The sequence below is a fragment of the Hymenobacter tibetensis genome (assembly GCF_022827545.1).
Taxonomy (GTDB): domain Bacteria; phylum Bacteroidota; class Bacteroidia; order Cytophagales; family Hymenobacteraceae; genus Hymenobacter; species Hymenobacter tibetensis.
In genome coordinates this window covers 1,431,779-1,452,365 of record NZ_CP094669.1, presented here as the reverse complement: position 1 = coordinate 1,452,365, position 20,587 = coordinate 1,431,779, and the positions used below count along the sequence as shown (strand labels likewise).

The 20,587-nt window shown below is 51.9% G+C and carries 16 protein-coding genes and 2 tRNA genes; 7 read left to right on the top strand and 11 right to left on the bottom strand.

Translation table 11 applies throughout. The features are described from left to right. Positions 1 to 12: 12 nt before the first annotated feature. The 3 genes from MTX78_RS05870 to MTX78_RS05860 form a co-directional block, all read right to left on the bottom strand. Entirely contained in the window at positions 13 to 3,471 is a 3,459-nt protein-coding gene (locus MTX78_RS05870; RefSeq protein ID WP_243800745.1) for a TonB-dependent receptor, read from the bottom strand. Positions 3,472 to 3,561: 90 nt separating this feature from the next. After that, positions 3,562 to 4,644 carry a FecR family protein gene (locus tag MTX78_RS05865; RefSeq protein ID WP_243800744.1) on the bottom strand — a complete coding sequence of 361 codons (1,083 nt, stop codon included), beginning with the start codon at positions 4,642 to 4,644 and terminating at the stop codon, positions 3,562 to 3,564. 98 nt (positions 4,645 to 4,742) lie between these two features. Then, complete coding sequence (locus MTX78_RS05860) at positions 4,743 to 5,339, bottom strand: RNA polymerase sigma factor (RefSeq protein ID WP_243800742.1); 597 nt, start codon at positions 5,337 to 5,339, stop codon at positions 4,743 to 4,745. 683 nt (positions 5,340 to 6,022) lie between these two features. Here MTX78_RS05860 and MTX78_RS05855 point away from each other — a divergent pair. After that, entirely contained in the window at positions 6,023 to 6,490 is a 468-nt protein-coding gene (locus tag MTX78_RS05855; RefSeq protein WP_243800741.1) for a hypothetical protein, read from the top strand. A gap of 523 nt (positions 6,491 to 7,013) precedes the next feature. Here MTX78_RS05855 and MTX78_RS05850 read toward each other — a convergent pair. The 6 genes from MTX78_RS05850 to mltG all read right to left on the bottom strand — a co-directional run bounded on the left by MTX78_RS05850 (position 7,014) and on the right by mltG (position 10,814). After that, entirely contained in the window at positions 7,014 to 7,625 is a 612-nt protein-coding gene (locus tag MTX78_RS05850; RefSeq protein ID WP_243800740.1) for a hypothetical protein, read from the bottom strand. Positions 7,626 to 7,720: 95 nt separating this feature from the next. After that, positions 7,721 to 7,805: transfer RNA gene (locus MTX78_RS05845), tRNA-Ser, on the bottom strand. 58 nt (positions 7,806 to 7,863) lie between these two features. Then, positions 7,864 to 7,950 (bottom strand) — tRNA-Ser (locus MTX78_RS05840). Positions 7,951 to 8,077: 127 nt separating this feature from the next. After that, positions 8,078 to 9,085, bottom strand: coding sequence for a YihY/virulence factor BrkB family protein (locus MTX78_RS05835; protein ID WP_243800739.1), 1,008 nt, complete (start codon positions 9,083 to 9,085; stop codon positions 8,078 to 8,080). 58 nt (positions 9,086 to 9,143) lie between these two features. Further along, positions 9,144 to 9,629 carry an acyl-CoA thioesterase gene (locus MTX78_RS05830; protein WP_243800738.1) on the bottom strand — a complete coding sequence of 162 codons (486 nt, stop codon included), beginning with the start codon at positions 9,627 to 9,629 and terminating at the stop codon, positions 9,144 to 9,146. Positions 9,630 to 9,737: 108 nt separating this feature from the next. Further along, positions 9,738 to 10,814, bottom strand: a complete 1,077-nt coding sequence (gene mltG, locus MTX78_RS05825; protein WP_243800737.1) for an endolytic transglycosylase MltG — start codon at positions 10,812 to 10,814, stop codon at positions 9,738 to 9,740. 453 nt (positions 10,815 to 11,267) lie between these two features. On the opposite strand from mltG, the gene MTX78_RS05820 reads away from it, so the two are divergent. Both MTX78_RS05820 and MTX78_RS05815 read left to right on the top strand, forming a co-directional pair. Beyond that, on the top strand, positions 11,268 to 11,936 hold the full coding sequence (locus tag MTX78_RS05820; RefSeq protein WP_243800736.1) for a T9SS type A sorting domain-containing protein: 669 nt from the start codon (positions 11,268 to 11,270) through the stop codon (positions 11,934 to 11,936). A gap of 187 nt (positions 11,937 to 12,123) precedes the next feature. Then, a complete protein-coding gene (locus tag MTX78_RS05815) occupies positions 12,124 to 12,756 on the top strand; it encodes an L-threonylcarbamoyladenylate synthase (protein WP_243800735.1) in 633 nt (210 codons plus the stop codon). A gap of 65 nt (positions 12,757 to 12,821) precedes the next feature. Here the strand turns inward: MTX78_RS05815 and MTX78_RS05810 are convergent, their stop codons facing one another. After that, positions 12,822 to 13,727, bottom strand: a complete 906-nt coding sequence (locus tag MTX78_RS05810) for a lysophospholipid acyltransferase family protein (RefSeq protein ID WP_243800734.1) — start codon at positions 13,725 to 13,727, stop codon at positions 12,822 to 12,824. Beyond that, on the bottom strand, positions 13,724 to 14,584 hold the full coding sequence (locus MTX78_RS05805) for a hypothetical protein (protein ID WP_243800732.1): 861 nt from the start codon (positions 14,582 to 14,584) through the stop codon (positions 13,724 to 13,726). The genes MTX78_RS05810 and MTX78_RS05805 overlap by 4 nt, the downstream gene beginning before the upstream one ends. Positions 14,585 to 14,839: 255 nt before the next feature. Here MTX78_RS05805 and MTX78_RS05800 point away from each other — a divergent pair, with 255 nt between their 5' ends. From MTX78_RS05800 to MTX78_RS05785, 4 genes are all read left to right on the top strand, one after another. Continuing rightward, positions 14,840 to 15,499, top strand: coding sequence for a WbqC family protein (locus MTX78_RS05800; protein WP_243800730.1), 660 nt, complete (start codon positions 14,840 to 14,842; stop codon positions 15,497 to 15,499). A 121-nt stretch (positions 15,500 to 15,620) separates the two neighbouring features. Next, positions 15,621 to 18,227, top strand: a complete 2,607-nt coding sequence (locus MTX78_RS05795; RefSeq protein WP_243800728.1) for an ATP-dependent Clp protease ATP-binding subunit — start codon at positions 15,621 to 15,623, stop codon at positions 18,225 to 18,227. Between the two features lie 239 nt (positions 18,228 to 18,466). Then, the gene (locus MTX78_RS05790; protein ID WP_243800727.1) at positions 18,467 to 20,032 is read left to right on the top strand and encodes an acyl-CoA carboxylase subunit beta; all 1,566 of its coding nucleotides are present in this window, start codon (positions 18,467 to 18,469) and stop codon (positions 20,030 to 20,032) included. A gap of 12 nt (positions 20,033 to 20,044) precedes the next feature. Further along, positions 20,045 to 20,575, top strand: a complete 531-nt coding sequence (locus tag MTX78_RS05785) for a GNAT family N-acetyltransferase (protein ID WP_243800725.1) — start codon at positions 20,045 to 20,047, stop codon at positions 20,573 to 20,575. The last annotated feature ends 12 nt before the right edge of the window (positions 20,576 to 20,587 follow it).

Sequence of the window (20,587 nt, the reverse complement as noted above, 5' to 3'; positions counted from 1 at the left end):
GGAATTGACTAATTAAAACTGCACATTAAAGCCCAAGCGGTAAGTACGGGCCTGCGGATAGTTGCCGTAGTCGACGCCGTATGCAAGGGGGTCATTGTAAGAAGACGACGTGGAAATTTCGGGGTCGTAGCCGGTGTAGTCCGTGATAGTAAACACGTTGTCAACCGAGGCAAACACCCGGGCACCTTTCACCTTCACCTTGCCCAAAAAGGCTTGGGGTAGCGTGTAGCCTAGCTCCATGTTGCGGGCGCGCAAGTAGCTGCCGTCTTCTATATGGCGGCTGCTTAGGCGGTCGTTGCCGTTGGTATCGTTCGACGTGATGCGGGGCTCATTGCTGTTGGGGTTGCTCGGCGTCCACCGGTCCATGCGGCTTGCATAGAAGTTGCTCCACACACCCACAAAGTCGGCAGATTTGTTCAGGTGAAAACCCGCACCGTTCACGATTTCGGCGCCCTGCACGCCATACAGCAAGATTTTGAAATCGAAGCCCGAGTAGTTCAGGTTCAGCGAAGCGCCGTAGCTAAAGTCAGGGGTGCCGCTGCCTAAGTAAATGTTATCTGCACCCGTAATTACGCCGTCGCCATTGGTATCCTGGTAGCGCATGTCGCCGGGTACAGCACCTGGCTGCACCAGCTTCGTTACCCCATCGGCGCCTGTGAAGGTATACGAGTTAATTTCTTCCTGCGTGTGAAACACGCCCTGGGCTTGCAAGCCGTAGTAATAGGCTATTTCGCGGCCTACGCTCGTGAGGGTAGTATTGCCGATTTGCGTGAGCACAGTGCCGGCCACAATGGGATTGCCACCACCTAGGCTGGTTACTTCATTGTTGATCTTGGTGAAGTTAAGACCCACGTTGTATTGCAGTTTGCCCACCTCATTGCGGTAATTCAGGGCCAGTTCCAGGCCTCGGTTACGTAGGGAGCCCACGTTGGCGCTAGCGGGAGCCTGACCCAAGTAGTCGGGTACCGGAGACAGCGCAATCATGTCTTGGGTGCGCCGCTCGTAGTAGTCAGCCGTGAAGGTCAGCTGGCTGTTGAACAACTCGGCATCGATGCCCACGTCGGTGGTAACGGCTGTTTCCCACTTCAGATCCGGATTGTTGACCCGAGTGATGGCCAAACCGGGAGCTGGCGCTCCGTTGAATATATAGATCTGGTTGTTGCTCGCCACGGATGCGTAGCCATAGTTAGGGGCGGCGTTTTGGTTGCCCACCTGGCCGTAGCTGGCGCGCAGTTTCAACACCGACAATTGACTGATGTCCTTAAGGAAATTCTCATTGGAGATATTCCAGGCAGCACCTACCGATGGGAACGTGCCCGTACGCACTGGCCCGAGAAACTTCGAGGTCTGGTCGAAGCGCAGTGTACCAGTAACCAGATACTTGTCGCGGAAGTTGTAGTTGGCCCGGCCGAAGTACGATATCAAGCCTCCGTCGTACTGCGAGCTGCGCACCACGTTGCCGGTGCTGCGCGAGGCCGAGGCGTATTGCAAGGTGGCATCGGCCGGCACGTTGTAGGCCGTAATGGAAATGCCGTTGCCGAAACCGCGCTGGGCCTCCTGACCTAAGGTAGCCGAGAAGGAGCTGTTGTCGGAGAAGGTTTTGTTGTAGTTGGCATAGTTCGACCACACCCACGAAACGTTTTCGCTACGCGTTTCAATGAGCGCGCTCTGGGCCCGGTTGTCTACCGGACCGATGTAGTACTGCGGCTGGTATGTTTTGGGGTGGTTGTTGTTGTAATTCACGCCAAACGTAGAGCGGAACGACAAGCCTTCGAACAACGAAATGTCAAGGTAGCTGCTGCTGAACAAGTTGTTGTTCTGCGTCTTGTTGGACTTCTGCTCGTCAAGGTAGCGCGGTACGTTCAGCACGTTGCGCGTGATGATGTCTTCGTTGTAGGTTCCGTTGGGGCCGAACGGGTTGAAGACAGGGTTCGATTGCACGGCATATTGCAGGACCAAGTAGGGCGGCGAGCCACCCTGACCGTCGCCGGAGCCTGTTTGGTTGCTGTTCGTAAATGTGGCTGCCACGCCCGCCTTGATGCGCTTGGTGAGCACCACGTCGTCGTTCACCCGAATCACGTACTTCTTGAAGCCCGAATTCTTGATAATGCCGTTTTGCTGAAAGTAGCTCCCGCTCACTAGGTAGCGGTTTTGCTCGGTACCGCCTGAAGCCGACAAGCTGTAGTTGGTAATCAAGCCCTTCTGCGTTACCAAATCCTGATAATCAATGCCCTTTGCGTTGGTAGCAATAGCATCTTGCAGCAGCGCATTATAACTATCCGGCACTTGTTTCCCACTGTTGGTGAAGGCCTCCGTTACGAGCGTCGAGTATTCGGCGGCGGTGGTTAGGGGCAAGGTCCGCCGAATCTGCTGGAAGCCCGTGTAACCCGTTACGTTGAACTGCGTCTGGCCAGCCTTACCGTGTTTGGTGGTAATGAGTACTACCCCGTTTGCACCGCGCGAGCCGTAGATGGCCGTGGCCGAAGCATCCTTCAGAATCTCGGTTGATTCGATATCAGCGGGCAACAAAAAGCCGATGTCGCCGGTCTGAATACCATCCACAACGTAGAGTGGGTCACTGTTGTTGATGGTGCCCACGCCCCGTACCCGAATCCGAGTGCCTGAGCCTGGCTGCCCACTATTAGCAGTTACTTCCACACCGGCTACCCGTCCTTGCAAAGACTGCACTGGATCAGAGGTGGCTACCTGCGTGAGCTGGGCTCCACTTACAGAGGACACTGCACCTGTTAGGTCGCTCTTACGAGCAGTACCGTAACCGATTACCACTACTTCGTTCAGTGCCTGCGTGTCTTCTAAGAGCGTTACATTCAAACCAGTTGTGGCACCAGTGACAGGTACTTCCTGCCGTGTAAAGCCGACAAAGCTCACAACCAAGACGCTATTCTCGGGAACCTGCAACGTGAAACTGCCATCTGGGCCCGTACTGGTGCCAGTGGTGGTGCCTTTTACTACCACCGTAACCCCTGGCAAACCGGCACCTTTTGCATCAACTACTTTTCCCGAGACGCTTATATCTTGGGAAACGTTTGCACTGGAAACGTTTGCATAGCTGGGAACACGTAATACTACCCGCCCATTTGTAACTTCATACTCAATCTTTAGGGGAGCTAGTATCTCATCTAGTACCGACGCTAGGTTTTCATCCTTAACGTGCACGCTCACTTTACGCTCTGCACCAATGAGTTGCTGGCTGTACACAAACCGAATGTTTGCTTGCCGAGCTATTTTGGTTAGCGTTTCCTTGATTGACTGCCCTTCCACTGCGAGCGTGATCTTGCGCTCTAATACAGTTTGGGCGCTAACGGAAGTTGGCACAGCAATAGGTTGGGCGGCTTGCACTGGCTGTGCTCCCACCATGAGGCCTATAGGAAGACCAGTCAGCAGAGTTTGCAGCCACACGTTTTTTAGCGCTGGCCAATTGGCAAGGGGAAAATGTACTGGATGTTTCATATGGGAATTAAGGATAAATGGGAATTCTCAAAAAAACAGGACCCTAGAGGCCCGAGGCGACGAGTAGCTAGCAGGTGGGAAACTATCTAGCTACTTATGGTTCAAACCACACCCCACACTATGAAAAACGACTTGCGTGCTGGCCAGAGTATATGAAGTACCCATGGATTTGCACAGCAAGCCAAGTTTCTCGAACAAGGACTCATTGTCGAAAGAGATACTTACTGTGCAGCCAGCCAGCTTTACTTTGTCATATACAATATCTACCCCGTAAGCCTGCTCAAGGGCAGACAGCACCTCAGTCACGGGGCGCTCCTCGAATGCAAAAGGCTGCGGCTGTAACAAGACTGGCTTAGCAACCAGTCGCTTCTTTAGTTGAGTGCTAGTGGTGGAATACACTACCTGCTCGTTGGGCAGCAGAAGCACACCAGTAGCAGCGGGCCGTGCAGGAGTAGCATCCAACTTGGCTCCTTTCCGCGCTTGAACGGCCACTTTACCTTCGCGCACGGCCACCGATGCTTCATTGCTGCTAGCATATGCTTTCACTCGGAAGCTGGTACCTAAGACTGTTGTTACAACTTGCTTGGTAAACACAAGGAAAGGGCGCTTTGGGTTTTTATGCACGTCAAAAAACGCTTCACCTTCCAAAAAGACTCGGCGCTTGGCACCAGCAAAAGCTGTAGCGTATTGTAGGCTGCTGCCAGGATGTAAAACGATCCGGCTTCCATCAGGCAACACGAATTTTTGTGTTTGCCGGGTGTTGTTCTCACGCAACGTCCAACTGCTGGCCACTGCTGCGCTGCTCGACCGAAACAGGCGTTGAAGCTGCTTGGTTTGATACAGCAGTTGGAAAGCCACTCCTAATACCAAGATAGCTGCAATCCACTTGAGCGGAGACGCCTGCCAGAAAGAAGCAGGATGCTGTATTATGCGCGCCTCCGGAGCCGGCACCAAGTTACTGTCTGTAAGGCGTTGCCAAATGGCATCCTCAACGGCTTCCTGGTTCTGACTCTGCAGCGGCTTTACATTCGTCTCTTCCAACCGGTTGTACCACCGCTCTACCATTGACCGCTCTTTTGCAGTGCACTGGTTGTCCAGATAGCGTTGGAGCAGCGTATGGAATTCGGCTTCCGTCACGGTTGGTGAAGAGTATAGGGGGGATTTATCTACCAAGTCAACGAACTTGCCTGCACCCCTAAACCAAAACCTATTTTTTTTATAAATATTCCCAACAAACTACCCAGCCCACTAAGTATCAAGCAGTTGTTTTGCTATCGCAACCACAAAAAAAGTATCGGTACAAGCATCAGATAGTCTCGCAGATAGCTTCGCAGTAGTTTCAGAGACTTAGTTAGGTGGTATTCAACGCTTTTCTCCGACAGTTTGACCCGCACCGAAATTTCGGGCACTGTATAATGCTCTAATCTGCTCAACTGGAATATCTCCCTAGACTTTTCGGGCAACTTGCGCATACTGTCCAGCAACGCCTCACTCAAATCGTTATGCGCAAGGAGTTTTTCCGTATCCGTATCGGCATCACTTGCGCTCAAGCGACAGTACAGCTCGTACCCCGACTTGATTTTCTTCGACTTGATATAGTTGATGATTCGATAGCGAATCGCCGAAAACAGATAGCTCTCTAGTTGCTGAATCTGGATGATGCCACGCCGGCCCCAAAGGTCCGCAAATAGATCTTGTACTAGCTCCTCGGCAACTTGGCGGCTATTAAGTTTCCGATAAGCGACAGTGAACAGACGGTAGCAATAGCGCTTATAGATCTCAGCAAAGGCTTTTTCCTCGTCTGCGCGCAGTGCATCGAGCAACTCGGTGTCCGTCCAAGCGGCGTATGTCCATTGAGAAGAATTCACAGAACGAAGAAGGCTGAGGGAACAAGGCTTGCAACCAATATACAATTTTACGTGAGATTCGTAATACTTTGCCTTTGCAGGCTACACGCATACTACAAATTATTCGCGCACCTTATTGAGACGAAATACACTCGCAAACAAGCCAATCAAAGTGAAACGCTAAGCTCGTAGAAGAATACTTTTCGGCTAGACACCGCCATACCAAACAGTACTTTCACAGCTAATGTAGTGGAGCTACGGTTCTCGGCAATGCTTACACCAAATCAACAGCTAGCACAACGATTAGTTGCTACAGGTGTGTAGGTAAAAGCACTACACCTACTCCTGAACACTTGTTCCCAGGCTTCTCAAGTAGTAGCCAACAAAAAGAGGAGCTACGTGGCCTTTGTAAACTTTATATACTCAGAGGTAGTCGCAGAATTAAAGTAAGCTGTACACTTTGCCCAACTGCTATGCCTGCTGGCGAGCGCAGTAGCATCAATGCAACAGTTGAATAAGCAGAGCTTTGACAAAGGGCTGCAGCCACATACATTTCTACTGCTTGTTAAATTCTTGTTTAGCATTATTCACCTGGCAATTGCTTACTTGCAAACAATCAGCACCATACCACTGAACAAGCAAGCACAGTATGCTTGCAATTGAAACCTTACAATTGTAAGCTATAAGCTAAGCCACCTTACAAAGTGCAACAGCACCCTATCAATCAACGGATAAGTTTTCTGTTGCAATCCTTCCAGTTAAGTGCTCGTGCATTCAGCGAAAGTATTGGCGAGAAGCCTACTATCACGCAGAATTACGTGGGCACTCGCAACTCAATGCCTGGGGCTGACTACTTGGAAAAAGTATTGAAGCATTTTGAAAGCATCAACCCAGTTTGGTTTCTTACTGGCGAAGGCGAGCCTTTCATAAGTGGCAGTAGTAACCCGCAGACTCTGGAAGCTATTACTGGCAGAAAGCCCTCGGTAAGCACTACTGGCGGCAAGGGCACTCACAGCAACTACAGTATCAGCGACTGTGAAAAAGAACGCGACATCTACAAAGCGGAGCGAGACAGTCTAACGAAAGAGGTGGGCTTGCTTCGGGACCAATTAGCAATGAAGGACCAGCTCATTGCCGTTAAAGATGAAATGCTCACGCTGTTACGCAAGTAAGGCGCCCACTTATGACTTGGGTGTGAGGAAATGCGGTATACCAAGGGCTCCTTCTGAGTTCGTTACCAGATGAGCGCATTTTGATAGTAGACAACCGCAGTAAAAGAAAGCCTCGTTGACCTGCACAACGGGGCTTTTTCGTGCTGTGTAGTGCACTTTGCTTTTCAAACTACACAGGGACGAAATGCATTTCAGCGCGGTAGGGCACTTTCCTAGTGTAGTAGTGTAGCTAATGCACCCGTAAAAACAATTCTTTTTTTACCAGCATGTGCAAGAAGTGCCGAACATGGCACTGGTAGTTAATGGCTCCTACTTTAGCTTGCAGAGAAGAGCTTAAGTAGAAAAGGCGCAAACGATAAAACTGTACGCGTATCTCACAGGAAGAGCTTACGCCAACTAGTCTGAGTGAATAGGCAGTATCGATGTAAAAAGCCCACTCTCATCAATGACAAGAGTGGGCTTTTACCCTACCGAGGCAAGCTGGCAACTATTCCAGGTTGGTAAGTCGAATGTATAAATCAAACTACATATAAGAGCGCATGGCAGCAAAGAAAATGTGCTTATCCTTTGATAGCTGTTCCAACATTGGCCTTACCTCATTGTGCCAATTCATTGTCTCGATAATTGTGTGAGCCTCTGTGGCATTGTTCTTAACAGAGACGTAGTACTTATTGGTCCGACTTACCAAATCGTCGATGGTCTTGCCCAACTTATAATCCATATTGGGCAGTTCAATTCCAGGAAATAGTAAGTCAAGATTAGCTTTCATGGAACCAGTAAGTTCGTTTGACGCAGACATTAGCTTGTGCATAGTATCACCTGCAATCACGTCACGCAGCATACCTTCTTGAACAACATCGGTTATGAGCTGGATCTGCTTCACTGTATCCTTATAGAAGCCGTACCGCAGGTCGAAGTACTTCTTCTTTCGATTGCTGATCTGGGTGAAGGCAAACTGGAAAACAGCTAGCAGGATACCTATTGTTGATAGAGTTACTGTAAGAGCTTTGCCATTGTCTTTAATCAGGTCTGAGACAAGAAAAGTATAAGTGGCTGCCTCTATCAGAACGATTAGGGTACTTATAAGAAGTAGGTAATCATAGTTCCTGTGAACAAACCTATAGATCTTCTTCATAGATAGAGGTTAGTTGCAATCAGCATATTCTGTACCCTTGGCTGTACCCCCAGAAATAAAAAACCCCGTTTCCGATATGGAAACGGGGTTTTTCGTAGAGAGCGAGGGATTCGAACCCCCGGAGGTTTAACCCTCAACGGTTTTCAAGACCGCCGCAATCGACCACTCTGCCAGCTCTCTAAGTGCTTCTTCTGGTGGCAAGATACAAGGAATCCGGTCGAATCCATGCATGCAAGCGTAGAGAGGGGGGGATTCGAACCCCCGATACCCTTGCAGGTATAACGGATTTCGAATCCGTCGCATTCGACCACTCTGCCACCTCTCTATAAGGTAATTCAGTCGATTTGGGACGACAAAAGTAGCAGCGCCCTGCCCCTATCACAACTTTTGCCGACATATTTTTCCACTTTTCAACACATCGAGCAGCACCAACGCATGTTGCTGACTGATTATCAGGCGTTAACTTGTTTGGGTGATTTTTCTTTCCCGCGCAGCCGTTCTAGTAGCCGCATACTGGCAGGCTCCGTACGAAGCCGTCCGGTTACGGCATCAATGCTCACGTTGACTTCAAATCCTAGAATAATGGTCATGCATACAAAGTCCAACCAGACCATAAAGCCTACCAGCGCCCCGATAGAGCCATAGAAGGTGTTGTAGGAGTCGAATATCTTGACGTAGAGGATGAACAGAAACGACACCAAGAAGATGAGCAGTGTAGCTACCACGGCTCCGGCCGAGAGAAACGGCCATTTATCATGCACGGGAGGCACATAATAATATACGAGGCAGGTAGTGAGAAGAAATAGCCCCACTACTGAGCCGTACTTGATAACCGCAATTATCTCCCCAGTGTATTTCTCCGGCACTATTTCCTGAAATACCAGCGCGTCGATAATGTAAGTACCGAAGAATATGCCCGCTACTGATACCAGTAGTACCGACGACAAAACAACGGTAAGCAACGTGGCAATGACCCGTTTGCGCACATACGTCCGCTTCTTAAAGGAAGGGTACTTCTTCTCGAACGCATCCAGCAGCGCCATGATGCCGTTGCTGCTTAACACCAGAGCAGTGGCAAAACCGAACGAGAGCAACCCGCCGTGCGGGATATTAACAATGTCTTCGATGGTACCCGAAACAGCCCGATACATTTCCGCGGGAATCAAATCGGCCAAAAACTGGAGAATATCGACGCTCAGGTTCGGAATTGGCAGGTACGGGATAAGGGTAAAAAGGAAGATGATAGTTGGAAACAGGGCCACCGTGAAGTTGAACGCCATGTAGCCGGCGCGCTTCTCTACACTATCAAGCTTGAGTTCCTGAATCATGCGGTCAACCACGTCATACACCGACGCTTTCCCACCGGAAAAGCGTAGTCGTTTCAACCAAATGATAAACCGCCGGTAACTACGCCGGCGGCGCAAGTCAGGCAAGTGGTAACGTCGGGTTGGCAGGTGCATGGCAGGTGAGAGCTAGAAGTCAGGAGGTGAGAACAACTTATATTCTGGCTCCCCTCCCCTATTTCAGGAAAGCCGCCGGGGCTGGAGCATCCGCCGGAGCTTTGGGCGGAGTAAGCGGACCGGCTGTTTCGTCGTCGGTGAAGTACGGGGCGAGTTTGGCTTGGATGTGGGCTGGAATCGGGACGGGGCGCCCAGTAGCCATACTCACAAACACCATCAACGTGTGGCCCTCGGTTAGCAGTTCCTGCGCCTCGTTGTAGATTTCATACTCGAACAGCACCCGGGAGCCTTCAGCAGGCTGCTTTAGCAACAGGCGCACAGTCAAGAGGTCGTCGTAGCGAGCGGGACGGCGGAAGCGGGTTCTGATTTCGCCCACCGGCATCCCTACTCCTTCTGCTTCTAGGTCTTTGTAGCTGATACCCAGTTGACGGAACGCCTCAGTGCGGCATACTTCAAAGTAGGCCGCGTAGTTGCCATGGTACACGTAGCCCATTTGGTCTGTTTCTGCGTAGCGGACTCGGATGTTAGTGTCGGATTGGTACATCGTGCTAATTGGTGATTACTGATTGCTGCTTGTTGATAGTTGAGGGAGTGAATGTGCTTAGCGAATTACTTACGCTTCACTGCTCAACAACGAATAAGCAGCAACCAACTACTTCATAATTCCGGCGCGGCTCAGGGCGGCTTGGTAGCGGCGGGCGTTTACGAGGTGCTCTTGCTCGTTGCGGGCAAAGGCGTGGTAACCGCTAAAATCTTCTTTGGCGCAGAAGTAGAGGTAGTCGTGGCTTTCGGGATTCAGCACGGCATCAATGCTGGCAATGCTGGGCAGGTTGATGGGGCCGGGCGGCAGGCCTCCATACTTATAAGTGTTGTAAGGAGAATCTTTGGCGAGGTGCACATTAAGCACCCGTTTGATGGTGAAGTCGTTGTTGGCATAGACCACAGTAGGGTCGGCCTGAAGTTTCATGTCGCGCTTGAGGCGGTTGAGGTAGACGCCCGCTACGCGGGGACGCTCATCGGCGTGTTGCTGCTGCTCGGCTTCCACAATGCTAGCCAACGTGCTAACCTGGGCGCGGGTAAGGTTCATCTTTGCGCGCTTAGCATCACGCTCCGGCGTCCAGAACCGCTCGTACTCTTTCTTCATGCGCTGCATGACATTGTTGGCCGACGCGTTCCAGGGCAGTTCGTAGGTGTTTGGGATGAACATGGTGAGGATGCTCGTGGTATCGAAGCCCAGGCTCTTGGTGTAGGCAGGGCTGTTAAGCAAGCTGTCGAATTGGCCGGGGCGAGCGTCAATCGTCGTTGCTAGCTTACGGGCCAGGTCTTCACGCAGCCGAATGTTCTGAAACGTCAGGATAACTGGCAACCGGTTGCGCCCGGTACGGAGGTCGTTGATAAGCTGGCGGTTGGTGTAGCCGTCTTTCAACTCATAGCGGCCAGGCCGTACGAGCTGCTCATACTTCATGAGGCGAGCCACAAAGTGCAACGACAGTTTATCGACCACTACGCCTGTGGCATCGATAGAGTCGAGCACAGCCTTAGCCGACTGCCCTTTCCGCACAACGACGTAGGTGGGCTTGCCTTTGGTTTCGATGTTGGGCGTGAAGAATACCTGGTAGAAGTAGTAGGAGAACGTAATGAGCAGTAGGCCGATAATACCGACTGTATAGGAAAAACGGTTGCGGCGACGAGTAGCCTTGGCTTTATAGTCGATGCGAGGTTTGGTCATGTTGAGAGCAAAAAATTCAAGAAAACCAGGAAGTAGAATTCCAGTTGACAGGTAAATGGGTACGTAGGTTGGGACAGCTTTAAAACCCAAAAGTAGTTGGAATCTAACAGCGGCTAATCTTCAGATTTTATACACGCTTCGGTTTCATGATGATACATTTGCGAACACGCATTATTTTAAGGTCCGGCTGCCCATTCATTTTAAGACAGTTTGTGTCCTTTGTCTGATACACTCGCCCTTTTTTCTCCATCCATTTTCTTCTCTCACATTATGAAAAAACTATACACATTAAGTTTAGGAAAGCTAGCCTTGGTAGCTAGCCTTGGCCTTCTTAGCACTAAAACGTATGCGCAAGCGGCCACCCAACTAGCAACGTATACCTTCACAGGTGCAACTGGCTCAGAAGCTACATTCCCTGCGGATGCGCAACCTAGTAATGCATCGTTCAGCGCTATGTCACGTGGAACTGGTGTAACTGCGTCTTCTGGTGCCAACGCCTTTGTGGCAACTGGTTGGGCCACTATGGGTCTTGATGCTACCGACTACTTCACCTTTACAATCCAGCCAAATGCTGGCTTTCAGTTGCGCCTAGATAGTTTGGTGTTAGACGAGCGTCGCTCAGGCACTGGTATTCGTGACTGGGCTGTGCGTTCCAGCCTCGACAACTATACTGCAAATATTGTAACGGTAACCGTACCCGACGACGACATGATACGTGCCAACAGACGGGTGACCTTACCAGCAGCTTTTTCGGCCCTCACAACTCCAGTTACATTCCGCATTTATGGCTACAATGCAGAGGCAGCAACCGGTTCTTGGCGTATTGATAACGTTCGTACCTATGGGCTGATACGAACTGCCACACTTGGTACGCGCAACGGCGTTGCGAACAGCACCATTAGCGTGTTCCCTAACCCTGCCAACGACATGGTGAGCATCCGCTTGAATGGCAAAGGCACAAAAGTACCCGTTACGGTTACCGACTTGACCGGCCGTACCGTACTGAGCGGTACGGCTAACGCCGACGGCACTTTCGACCTTCGCAGTTTACCTGCTGGCAGTTATATAGTACTCGTGAAAGATGGTGCTGCTAGCTCTTCTTACAAGATAGTAAAGCAGTAGCCGGCTATTTAACAGCAGAAGCCTCCGCCTTTGGGTGGGGGCTTTTTTTGTGCACATACCTTACAGATTGGCAACCTAAGAGGAATTTTACACGATAACTGTAAGCAGAAGTCTAACACATCGGCTACCTTGGACCGCTCCGGCCGCCGGGCCGTTCTGTTTCATTTAGCCCCTCTCCTGTTTCACCATGCCCGCTACGCTGCTCCGCATCCACCCCGATAATCCACCTCAAGCCCGCATCCAACAAGTAGTCGACGTTCTGCGCAAGGGGGGTATCATTATCTACCCTACGGATACCGTCTACGGCATAGGCTGCGACATCCACAACGCCAAAGCCGTTGAACGTCTCTGCCGCATCAAGGGCCTGAACCCCGATAAGGCGAACCTTAGCTTTATCTGCTCCGACCTTTCGCACATTGCCGATTACGCACACGGCATCACCACTCCTACCTACAAGGTTATCAAGAAGGCTTTGCCGGGCCCGTTCACCTTTATTTTTGAGGCCAGCGCGAAAGCGCCGCGCCAAGGTGGTAACAAGCGCAAAACCGTTGGTATTCGGGTGCCCGACAATACCATCATCATTCAATTGGTGAAGGAACTAGGCAACCCCATCATCAGTACGTCGGTGCGTGAAGACGAAAACACGCTCGAAGAATACGTTACCGACCCCGACCTGATTTACGAGAAGTACCGCTTGCTCGTGGACCTAGTAATCGACGGTGGGTTCGGTGGCAACATCCCTAGCACCATCATTGACTGCACCAACGACGACTTCGAGTTGATTCGTCAGGGTGCCGGCGACATTGAGCAATACTTGTAAGACAAGCATTGAAAGTAGAGAAGCCAGAACCGGAAGAAATCCTTCTAGTTCTGGCTTCTCTACTTTCAGTTCTTCACTTCTCTCTTGTGTTTCCATCTGCGGTGCGTCCATAGATAATCGGCAGGGAACAGACGAATATCTGTTTCCAGTTGCCGCACAAACGCTTCTGTTATCGGGAAGCTGTCGGTAGGCAATGGCGCGTCGCCATCGTAGAGGTCGGTGAGCACGATTTCGTAGTACCCCCGGCGCAGACGACGGATGCTCACGTACACAACCGGACAATGAAAGCGACTCGCCAACCGATCGGCACTGGTGTAGAAGCCGGCTTCCTGATTCATGAAGGTGGTCCAGTAAGGCCGATCCTCAGGGCCAGCCGCTTGGTCAGAGAGCATGCTAACCACTCGCACCTCACCTTTGCGCTGCACCAAATCGCGCAGCGTATCACGCATCGGTATCAGTCCGGCGCCGGTGCGCGTGCGTAACTGCCGCATGAACTTCTCGAAAAACGGGTTCATAAGCGGCTTATACACTCCATCGGCGTGTGCCGACAACCACAAGGCGCCCGAAGTCAGCACCCACTCCCAGTTGCCAGCATGCGACGAAAGTCCTAATACGGTGCGCCCGCGCGCAAAATGGTTTTCCAGTACTTCCGGATTTCCGAAATGCACCCGCTGTTTCAATTCTGCATCCGGCATGTCGGCCAGTTTGAGGGTTTCTACCAGCACTTGGGCAAAGTTGCGGTAGAACAAGCGTTGAATCCGCTGTATTTCCCCTTCTGGTTTTTCCGGAAACGAGTTCCGCAGATTGGTGAGCACCACTTGTTTACGGTAGCGCACCACGTAGGCTAGCACCACATATAGAAAATCGGCCAACACGTACAGCGCACGTAAGGGCAAACGAGCTAAGGCCCGCAGCAACCAGTCAAGCACGTGGTAATACCAGGCATACGCCTTTGAAGTGGGGTTGCTCATCGGGCGGGAGTTGCAGCGCCGGCCGGGGCATAATCAGTTGTGAATCGGCGCAACGTGGCGGTCTGGGTGGTAAGGAGTTGCTTGGCAGTGCGAACTTCCACTACCAAGCTATAGTCGCCAGGTGGGAGTTTACGTACGTCTATTTCTGCAATAATGGGCGTTGGCCGCCCCGCTACCCCACGGGTGGTAGCCGGCTGCATGAGGGCATCGGTTTTGCCATCGGTGCGGCGCAGGCGGTAACGGAGCTGCAAATCCTGGTCCGGAGCCGCGTTGTAAAGCTCAGTGTACAACCAAAGCTTGTCGGACCCACGCGCATATACACCACCGGGTGCCCGCGTCAAGCTGAAGCCACCCCGGCTGAAATTACTAGCCTCGGCGCCTCGGGCGGCTGGTTTGGCTAACAGCACTACGTCGCTGAGCGCCGGCTTGCCATCAGTGGTAGTTAACACTAAAGGTTTTTCCAGCACCACTTGCTGCCCAGTGCGGTACTGGTCACGTACAAGCCCCCGAATGGTATAAGAGCCGTCGGGCAGTACCAGCCGTTTCTGAAAGCTGAGCGGGTTTTTGATGGCGGCCGTGGTGTCACTGAGCACTGGTGGCTTTAGCGTTATGTTTTCCTGATACACTGCTTGTCCATTGGCCCCAAAGACTTCCAACGTTAATACAGCAGCAGCTTGGTACATCTTGGGGGCGCGGCGCATGTACGTTAGCCACTGCCCAGGAGTAGTAGCGTAAATTTCCACTGTGCTACCCTTTATGCTGGTATCCGTGTTGCGGAAACGCGCTACGTCAAGCTGTAAATGAGGCTGGGCAGCTACCACCGGACTTACCGGGGCGAGTAGCAAAAGAAAAGACAAAAAATGAAATAGGCGCATCGTGTCAGTTTGGCCGACAAAGGTAGGGTGACTTTGGTGAGAATGTGATTTATTGGCCGTTGCCATAATTTTATTCACATGGTTAAATCACTTTAATTTCCGGCCTACTTCGGCTACCTCACTGCTTCCAACTAACCGCAATACTTTCGTGTTTCTGCTGGTAACGTACGCTGCTAGCAAGCCGATATAGTCAACTACCGTGCAGGTACGGCATTCCTTTTTCCTAGCTTCCGCTCGATGTCCATTCTTCTCTTTGAGTCTCAATATCACCCTCCAACCACGTTTTTCACTGGAATTATAGGGGCTGAAGCTCTCCGACTGGAAGCGCAAGAGCATTATCGTAAGCAAACCTACCGCAACCGCTGCCTACTTCTAACGGCTCAGGGAGTGAAGCCTCTAACGGTGCCCGTGGTAGATGGAAATCGTAGTGAGAAGGTAAAGACCAAGGATATAGAAATCGATTATCGACAGAACTGGGTGCATCAACACTGGCGGACTATTCAAACTGCGTACGGCGGTACACCGTATTTCGAATACTACGCCGACTATTTGCACGATATCTACGTACAAAAGCACACGTATCTTTTTGATCTAAATCTTGCTTTCTTGCGTTTCTACCTACGCTGCCTTCGGTTGCGGACTCCTGTGGAGCTTACCACCGACTACTTTCCCACGTACCCCACAACGACATCCGCTCCCCACACTGTTGATCAGCTTTCCAACACCGTGGTGGACTGTCGTGATTCACTGACACCAAAGGTTTCCGTGGCATTAGAACCTGACAGGAAGTCGGTAAGACCCTATGCCCAGACCTTTGGTAAAGATTTTGTACCAGGGCTTAGCATCCTAGACCTGCTCTTCATGCAAGGTCCGGCTGCCGGCAATTTTCTCGTGTAGTGTCCTTGCCGCCCGAACCATCGCCCGTTTCTATCTGTTTTCAGATTACAACGGCCCAACCCGCCGGATAACGCCTAATTAGCGCTTGCGGGGTTCCGTTTTTCTTCACTACCTTATCTGCATGGAAGCTAAATTCTCAAATCGAGTCAAAGAGGTCATCTCTCTGAGCCGGGAAGAGGCCATCCGGCTCGGGCACGATTATATCGGTACCGAACACTTATTGTTGGGCATGATTCGCGAAGGGGAAGGCACGGCTATTGGTTTGCTCAAGAAATTGGGTGTATCCGTAGACGAGCTGAAATATGCCCTCGAGCAAGCCACTCGCAATACGGCCACGCAGGGCACGAGCATCACCGGCTCTATCCCCCTGACGAAACAGACCGAGAAAGTCCTTAAGATTACCTATCTCGAAGCCAAGATCTTCAAGAGCGAAATCATCGGCACAGAGCATCTGTTGCTGTCGATTCTGCGCGATGAAGACAATATCTCGTCTCAAATCCTCAGCAAATTCAACGTGAACTACGAATCTGTGCGCGATTCGCTGGACTACCACGGTAACACGGCGAACAACCCTACCAACGGCCCCGAGGCCGATGACGACGACAACGACCGCCTCTTTGGTGGTGGTGCAGGCCGCGGCGGTGCCGGTGCTGGCGCTACTCCTAAGAAAGGGACCGAGAAGTCGCGTACTCCAGTACTCGATAACTTCGGCCGTGACCTCACCAAGCTAGCTGAGGACGACAAGCTCGACCCGATTGTTGGCCGTGAGAAAGAGATCGAGCGTGTAGCCCAGATTCTGAGCCGCCGCAAAAAGAACAATCCGATCCTGATTGGTGAGCCGGGCGTTGGTAAAACGGCCATTGCCGAAGGTCTGGCCCTGCGCATCATCCAGAAGAAAGTATCGCGTGTGCTGTTCGGCAAGCGGGTAGTGACGCTGGATTTGGCTTCGCTGGTAGCTGGTACCAAGTATCGTGGTCAGTTCGAGGAGCGCATGAAGGCCGTGATGAACGAGCTGGAAAAGTCGCCCGACGTGATTCTGTTCATTGACGAGTTGCACACGATTGTAGGCGCTGGCGGAGCTTCAGGCTCGCTCGATGCTTCCAACATGTTCAAGCCGGCTTTGGCCCGCGGCGAAATTCAATGCATCGGTGCTACTACCCTCGACGAGTACCGTCAGTACATCGAGAAGGATGGTGCCTTGGCCCGTCGTTTCCAGATGGTAATGGTAGATCCTACTACGCCTGAGGAAACCATCGAAATCCTGCACAACATCAAAGATAAGTATCAGGATCACCACCATGTGGTGTACACCGACAAGGCTATCGAGTCATGTGTGAAGCTGTCGGACCGGTATATGTCTGACCGTTTCCTGCCAGACAAAGCCATCGACATCCTGGACGAAGCCGGTGCCCGTGTGCACATCAACAACATCGTGGTTCCGGAAGACATCTTGAAGCTTGAAGAAAGCATCGAGAACATCAAGACCGAGAAGAACCGCGTGGTGAAGTCTCAGAAGTACGAGGAAGCTGCTAAGCTCCGCGACAATGAGAAGAAGCTATTGGAGCAACTCGACCAAGCCAAGAAGGACTGGGAAGAGGAGACCAAGAAGAAGCGTTACACCGTTAAGGAAGAAAACGTAGCTGAGGTTATTGCCATGATGACCGGTATTCCGGTTAGCCGTGTCGCGCAGAACGAAAGCGCCAAGCTTTTGAACATGGGCGAAGAGCTACAAGGCAAGGTTATCGGCCAGGACAAGGCTATCAAGCAGTTGGTGAAAGCCATCCAGCGCACCCGCGTAGGCTTGAAAGACCCTAAGAAGCCTATCGGTTCGTTTGTGTTCCTCGGCCCAACCGGTGTTGGTAAAACCGAGCTCGCCAAGGTGCTAGCCACCTACCTCTTCGACAAAGAAGATTCGCTGGTGCGGATTGACATGTCGGAGTACATGGAGAAATTCAGCATCTCGCGCCTGGTGGGCGCACCTCCCGGCTATGTAGGTTACGAAGAGGGTGGTCAGTTGACGGAGAAAATCCGCCGCAAGCCGTACTCGGTTATCCTACTCGACGAGATTGAGAAGGCGCACCCCGACGTGTACAACTTGCTGCTGCAAGTGCTTGACGACGGTATTCTGACTGACGGCCTGGGCCGCAAGGTGGACTTCCGCAACACCATCATCATCATGACCTCCAACATCGGGGCCCGCGACTTGCAGGACTTCGGTGCAGGCATCGGCTTCGGTACGAAGGCCCGGCAGGATAACTTGGATGAGCTGACAAAGAGCACCATCACCAATGCGCTGCGTAAGACGTTCTCCCCCGAGTTCCTCAACCGTTTGGATGACGTGATTGTCTTCAACTCACTGGAGAAGAAGGACATCCACCGCATCATCGACATCTCGCTGTCGAAGCTGTTGAGCCGCATTCAGTTGCTCGGCTACCGTGTGGAGTTGACGGAAGCTGCCAAGGACTTTGTAGCGGAGAAAGGCTACGATCCGAAGTTTGGTGCTCGTCCGCTGAACCGGGCTATCCAGAAGTACATCGAAGATCCGATTGCTGAGGAAATCTTGAAAGCGGAAATTGCTCAAGGCGACGTTATCACTGCTGACTTCACGGAAGGTGCTGATGAGCTTATCTTCAAAGTAAGCAAGAGCAACGAGCCGCAGAACCTTGCCAGCGACGAGCGGCCAGCTGAAAAGCCTGAGCCAAGCGACGACGCTGATGCCAAGAAGTAAGCGAGTAGTGTAAAATAGAAACGGCCGGTTCCTGTATAGGAGCCGGCTGTTTTTGTTTACAGCATTAGTAGGTTGAGCCCGATAGCGAATCCGCTTAAGAATAGTTACCGCCTTATATGTAGTTGACGCACATTTAGCAATCAACCGCACCAGAATTCTGGTGCGGCTTTTCTATGTTGGTACACTACCTTTGGATTAGTTACCTAGTACTTGTTATTCCAACCCCGAACTCCCACTCCATGTCCGATCCGCAGGCGGAAGCCCACTTGAGCAAACTCGAAATTCTTGAACGCAAAAATCAGGAGGCTCTACTTGGCGGTGGCCAAGCCCGGATTGATGCACAGCATAAAAAAGGCAAGCTCACGGCCCGCGAGCGGGTGGACTTGCTGCTTGATGAAGGCTCGTTCGAGGAAATCGGCAAGTTCGTCATGCACCGCTCCAAGGACTTCGGTCTGGACAAGGAGTATTACCTCGGCGACGGAGTAATTACGGGCTACGGCACCGTGAACGGACGACTGGTCTACGTCTTTTCGCAGGACTTCACGGTTTTCGGTGGCTCACTGAGCGAAACGCACGCCGAGAAGATTGTGAAGATCATGGACCTGGCCATGAAGAACGGCGCACCCGTTATCGGCCTCAACGACTCGGGCGGCGCCCGGATTCAGGAAGGCGTAGTGAGCCTAGGCGGTTACGCCGATATCTTCTATAAGAACACCTTGGCTTCGGGGGTTGTGCCGCAGCTGTCGGCTATTATGGGACCGTGCGCGGGCGGCGCAGTGTACTCGCCAGCCATCACCGACTTCATTCTGATGGTGGAAGACACGAGCTACATGTTCGTGACTGGTCCAAACGTAGTGAAGACCGTTACCCACGAAAACGTAACCAGCGAAGAGCTTGGTGGTGCGAGTACGCACTCTGCCAAGAGCGGAGTCACGCATTTTTCGTGTGCCAACGAAGTGGTTTGCATCAACCACCTCAAGCAGCTGTTGAGCTATATGCCGCAAAACTGTGAGGAAACGGCTCCGATGCTGCCTTACGAAACCAGCAACGAAGTTCGTCCGGTACTAGACAGCATCATTCCCGAAAACCCCAACCAGCCCTACGATATGCGGGAGGTGATTGAGGGCATTATTGATGGAGGTACGTTTCTGGAGGTTCACCAGAATTTCGCGGAAAACATTGTGGTAGGATTTGCCCGGCTAGGGGGCCGTAGCATTGGGATAGTCGGCAACCAGCCCGCTGTATTAGCCGGCGTACTCGACATCAATGCCAGCACCAAGGCGGCCCGGTTCGTGCGGTTCTGCGACTCGTTCAATATTCCGCTGCTAGTACTGGAAGACGTACCCGGCTTCTTGCCCGGCACCGACCAAGAGTGGCGTGGTATTATCACCAACGGCGCCAAATTACTGTATGCGTTCTGCGAGGCAACGGTACCGCGCATCACCGTTATAACCCGCAAGGCGTACGGCGGGGCATACGATGTGATGAACAGCAAGCACATCGGGGCCGACATGAACTATGCGTGGCCCACGGCCGAAATTGCGGTGATGGGCGCTAAAGGAGCTGCCGAAATCATCTTCAAGCGCGAAATAGCCGCTGCCGCTGATCCGGAGGCCAAGCTTCAGGAAAAAGTAGACGAGTACCAGCAAAAGTTCGCGACACCCTATCGGGCGGCGCATCGGGGCTTTGTCGATGAAGTTATTTTGCCTTCGCAGACTAGGCAGAAACTAATTCGTGCCTTTAAGATGCTGGAAAACAAAGTGGATACGCTGCCACGTAAGAAGCACGGCAACATTCCGCTGTAGTTTCCGCTTGCCATGTCCATCCAGATTCGCTCGTCCGTTGCTCAGGATGCATCCGCTATCCGCAGCCTGTATCAACGGGTGTCAAGGGAAAGTGGCGGGCTTGCCCGGCAGCCCGAGGAAATTACCGACGAGTATGTGCAGCACTTTCTGAGTCGTAGCATACACCACGGGGTAGGCTTGGTAGCAAAGCAACACGGCCAACTAGTTGCCGAAATCCATACGTATTCCTCTGGCTTAAAAATTTTCTCTCACGTGTTAGGCGACATCACCATAGCCGTGGATACCAGCGTACAAGGCCAGGGAATAGGCCGTCGTTTGTTCAACACGCTCCTTGTGCACGTACAGCACCGCTTTCCACACGTACAGCGGGTGGAACTGCTGGTACGGGAGACAAACACCCGCGCCATTCAGTTGTATGAACAACTCGGGTTTGTGCGGGAAGGTCGTTTTGAGGGGCGTGTAGCAGGCGTACATGGAATTGAAGCTGATATTCCCATGGCTTGGCATGCTCCTCCGCCCACAGAAACTTCAAGGGTTCTGTAGCTCATTTTATTT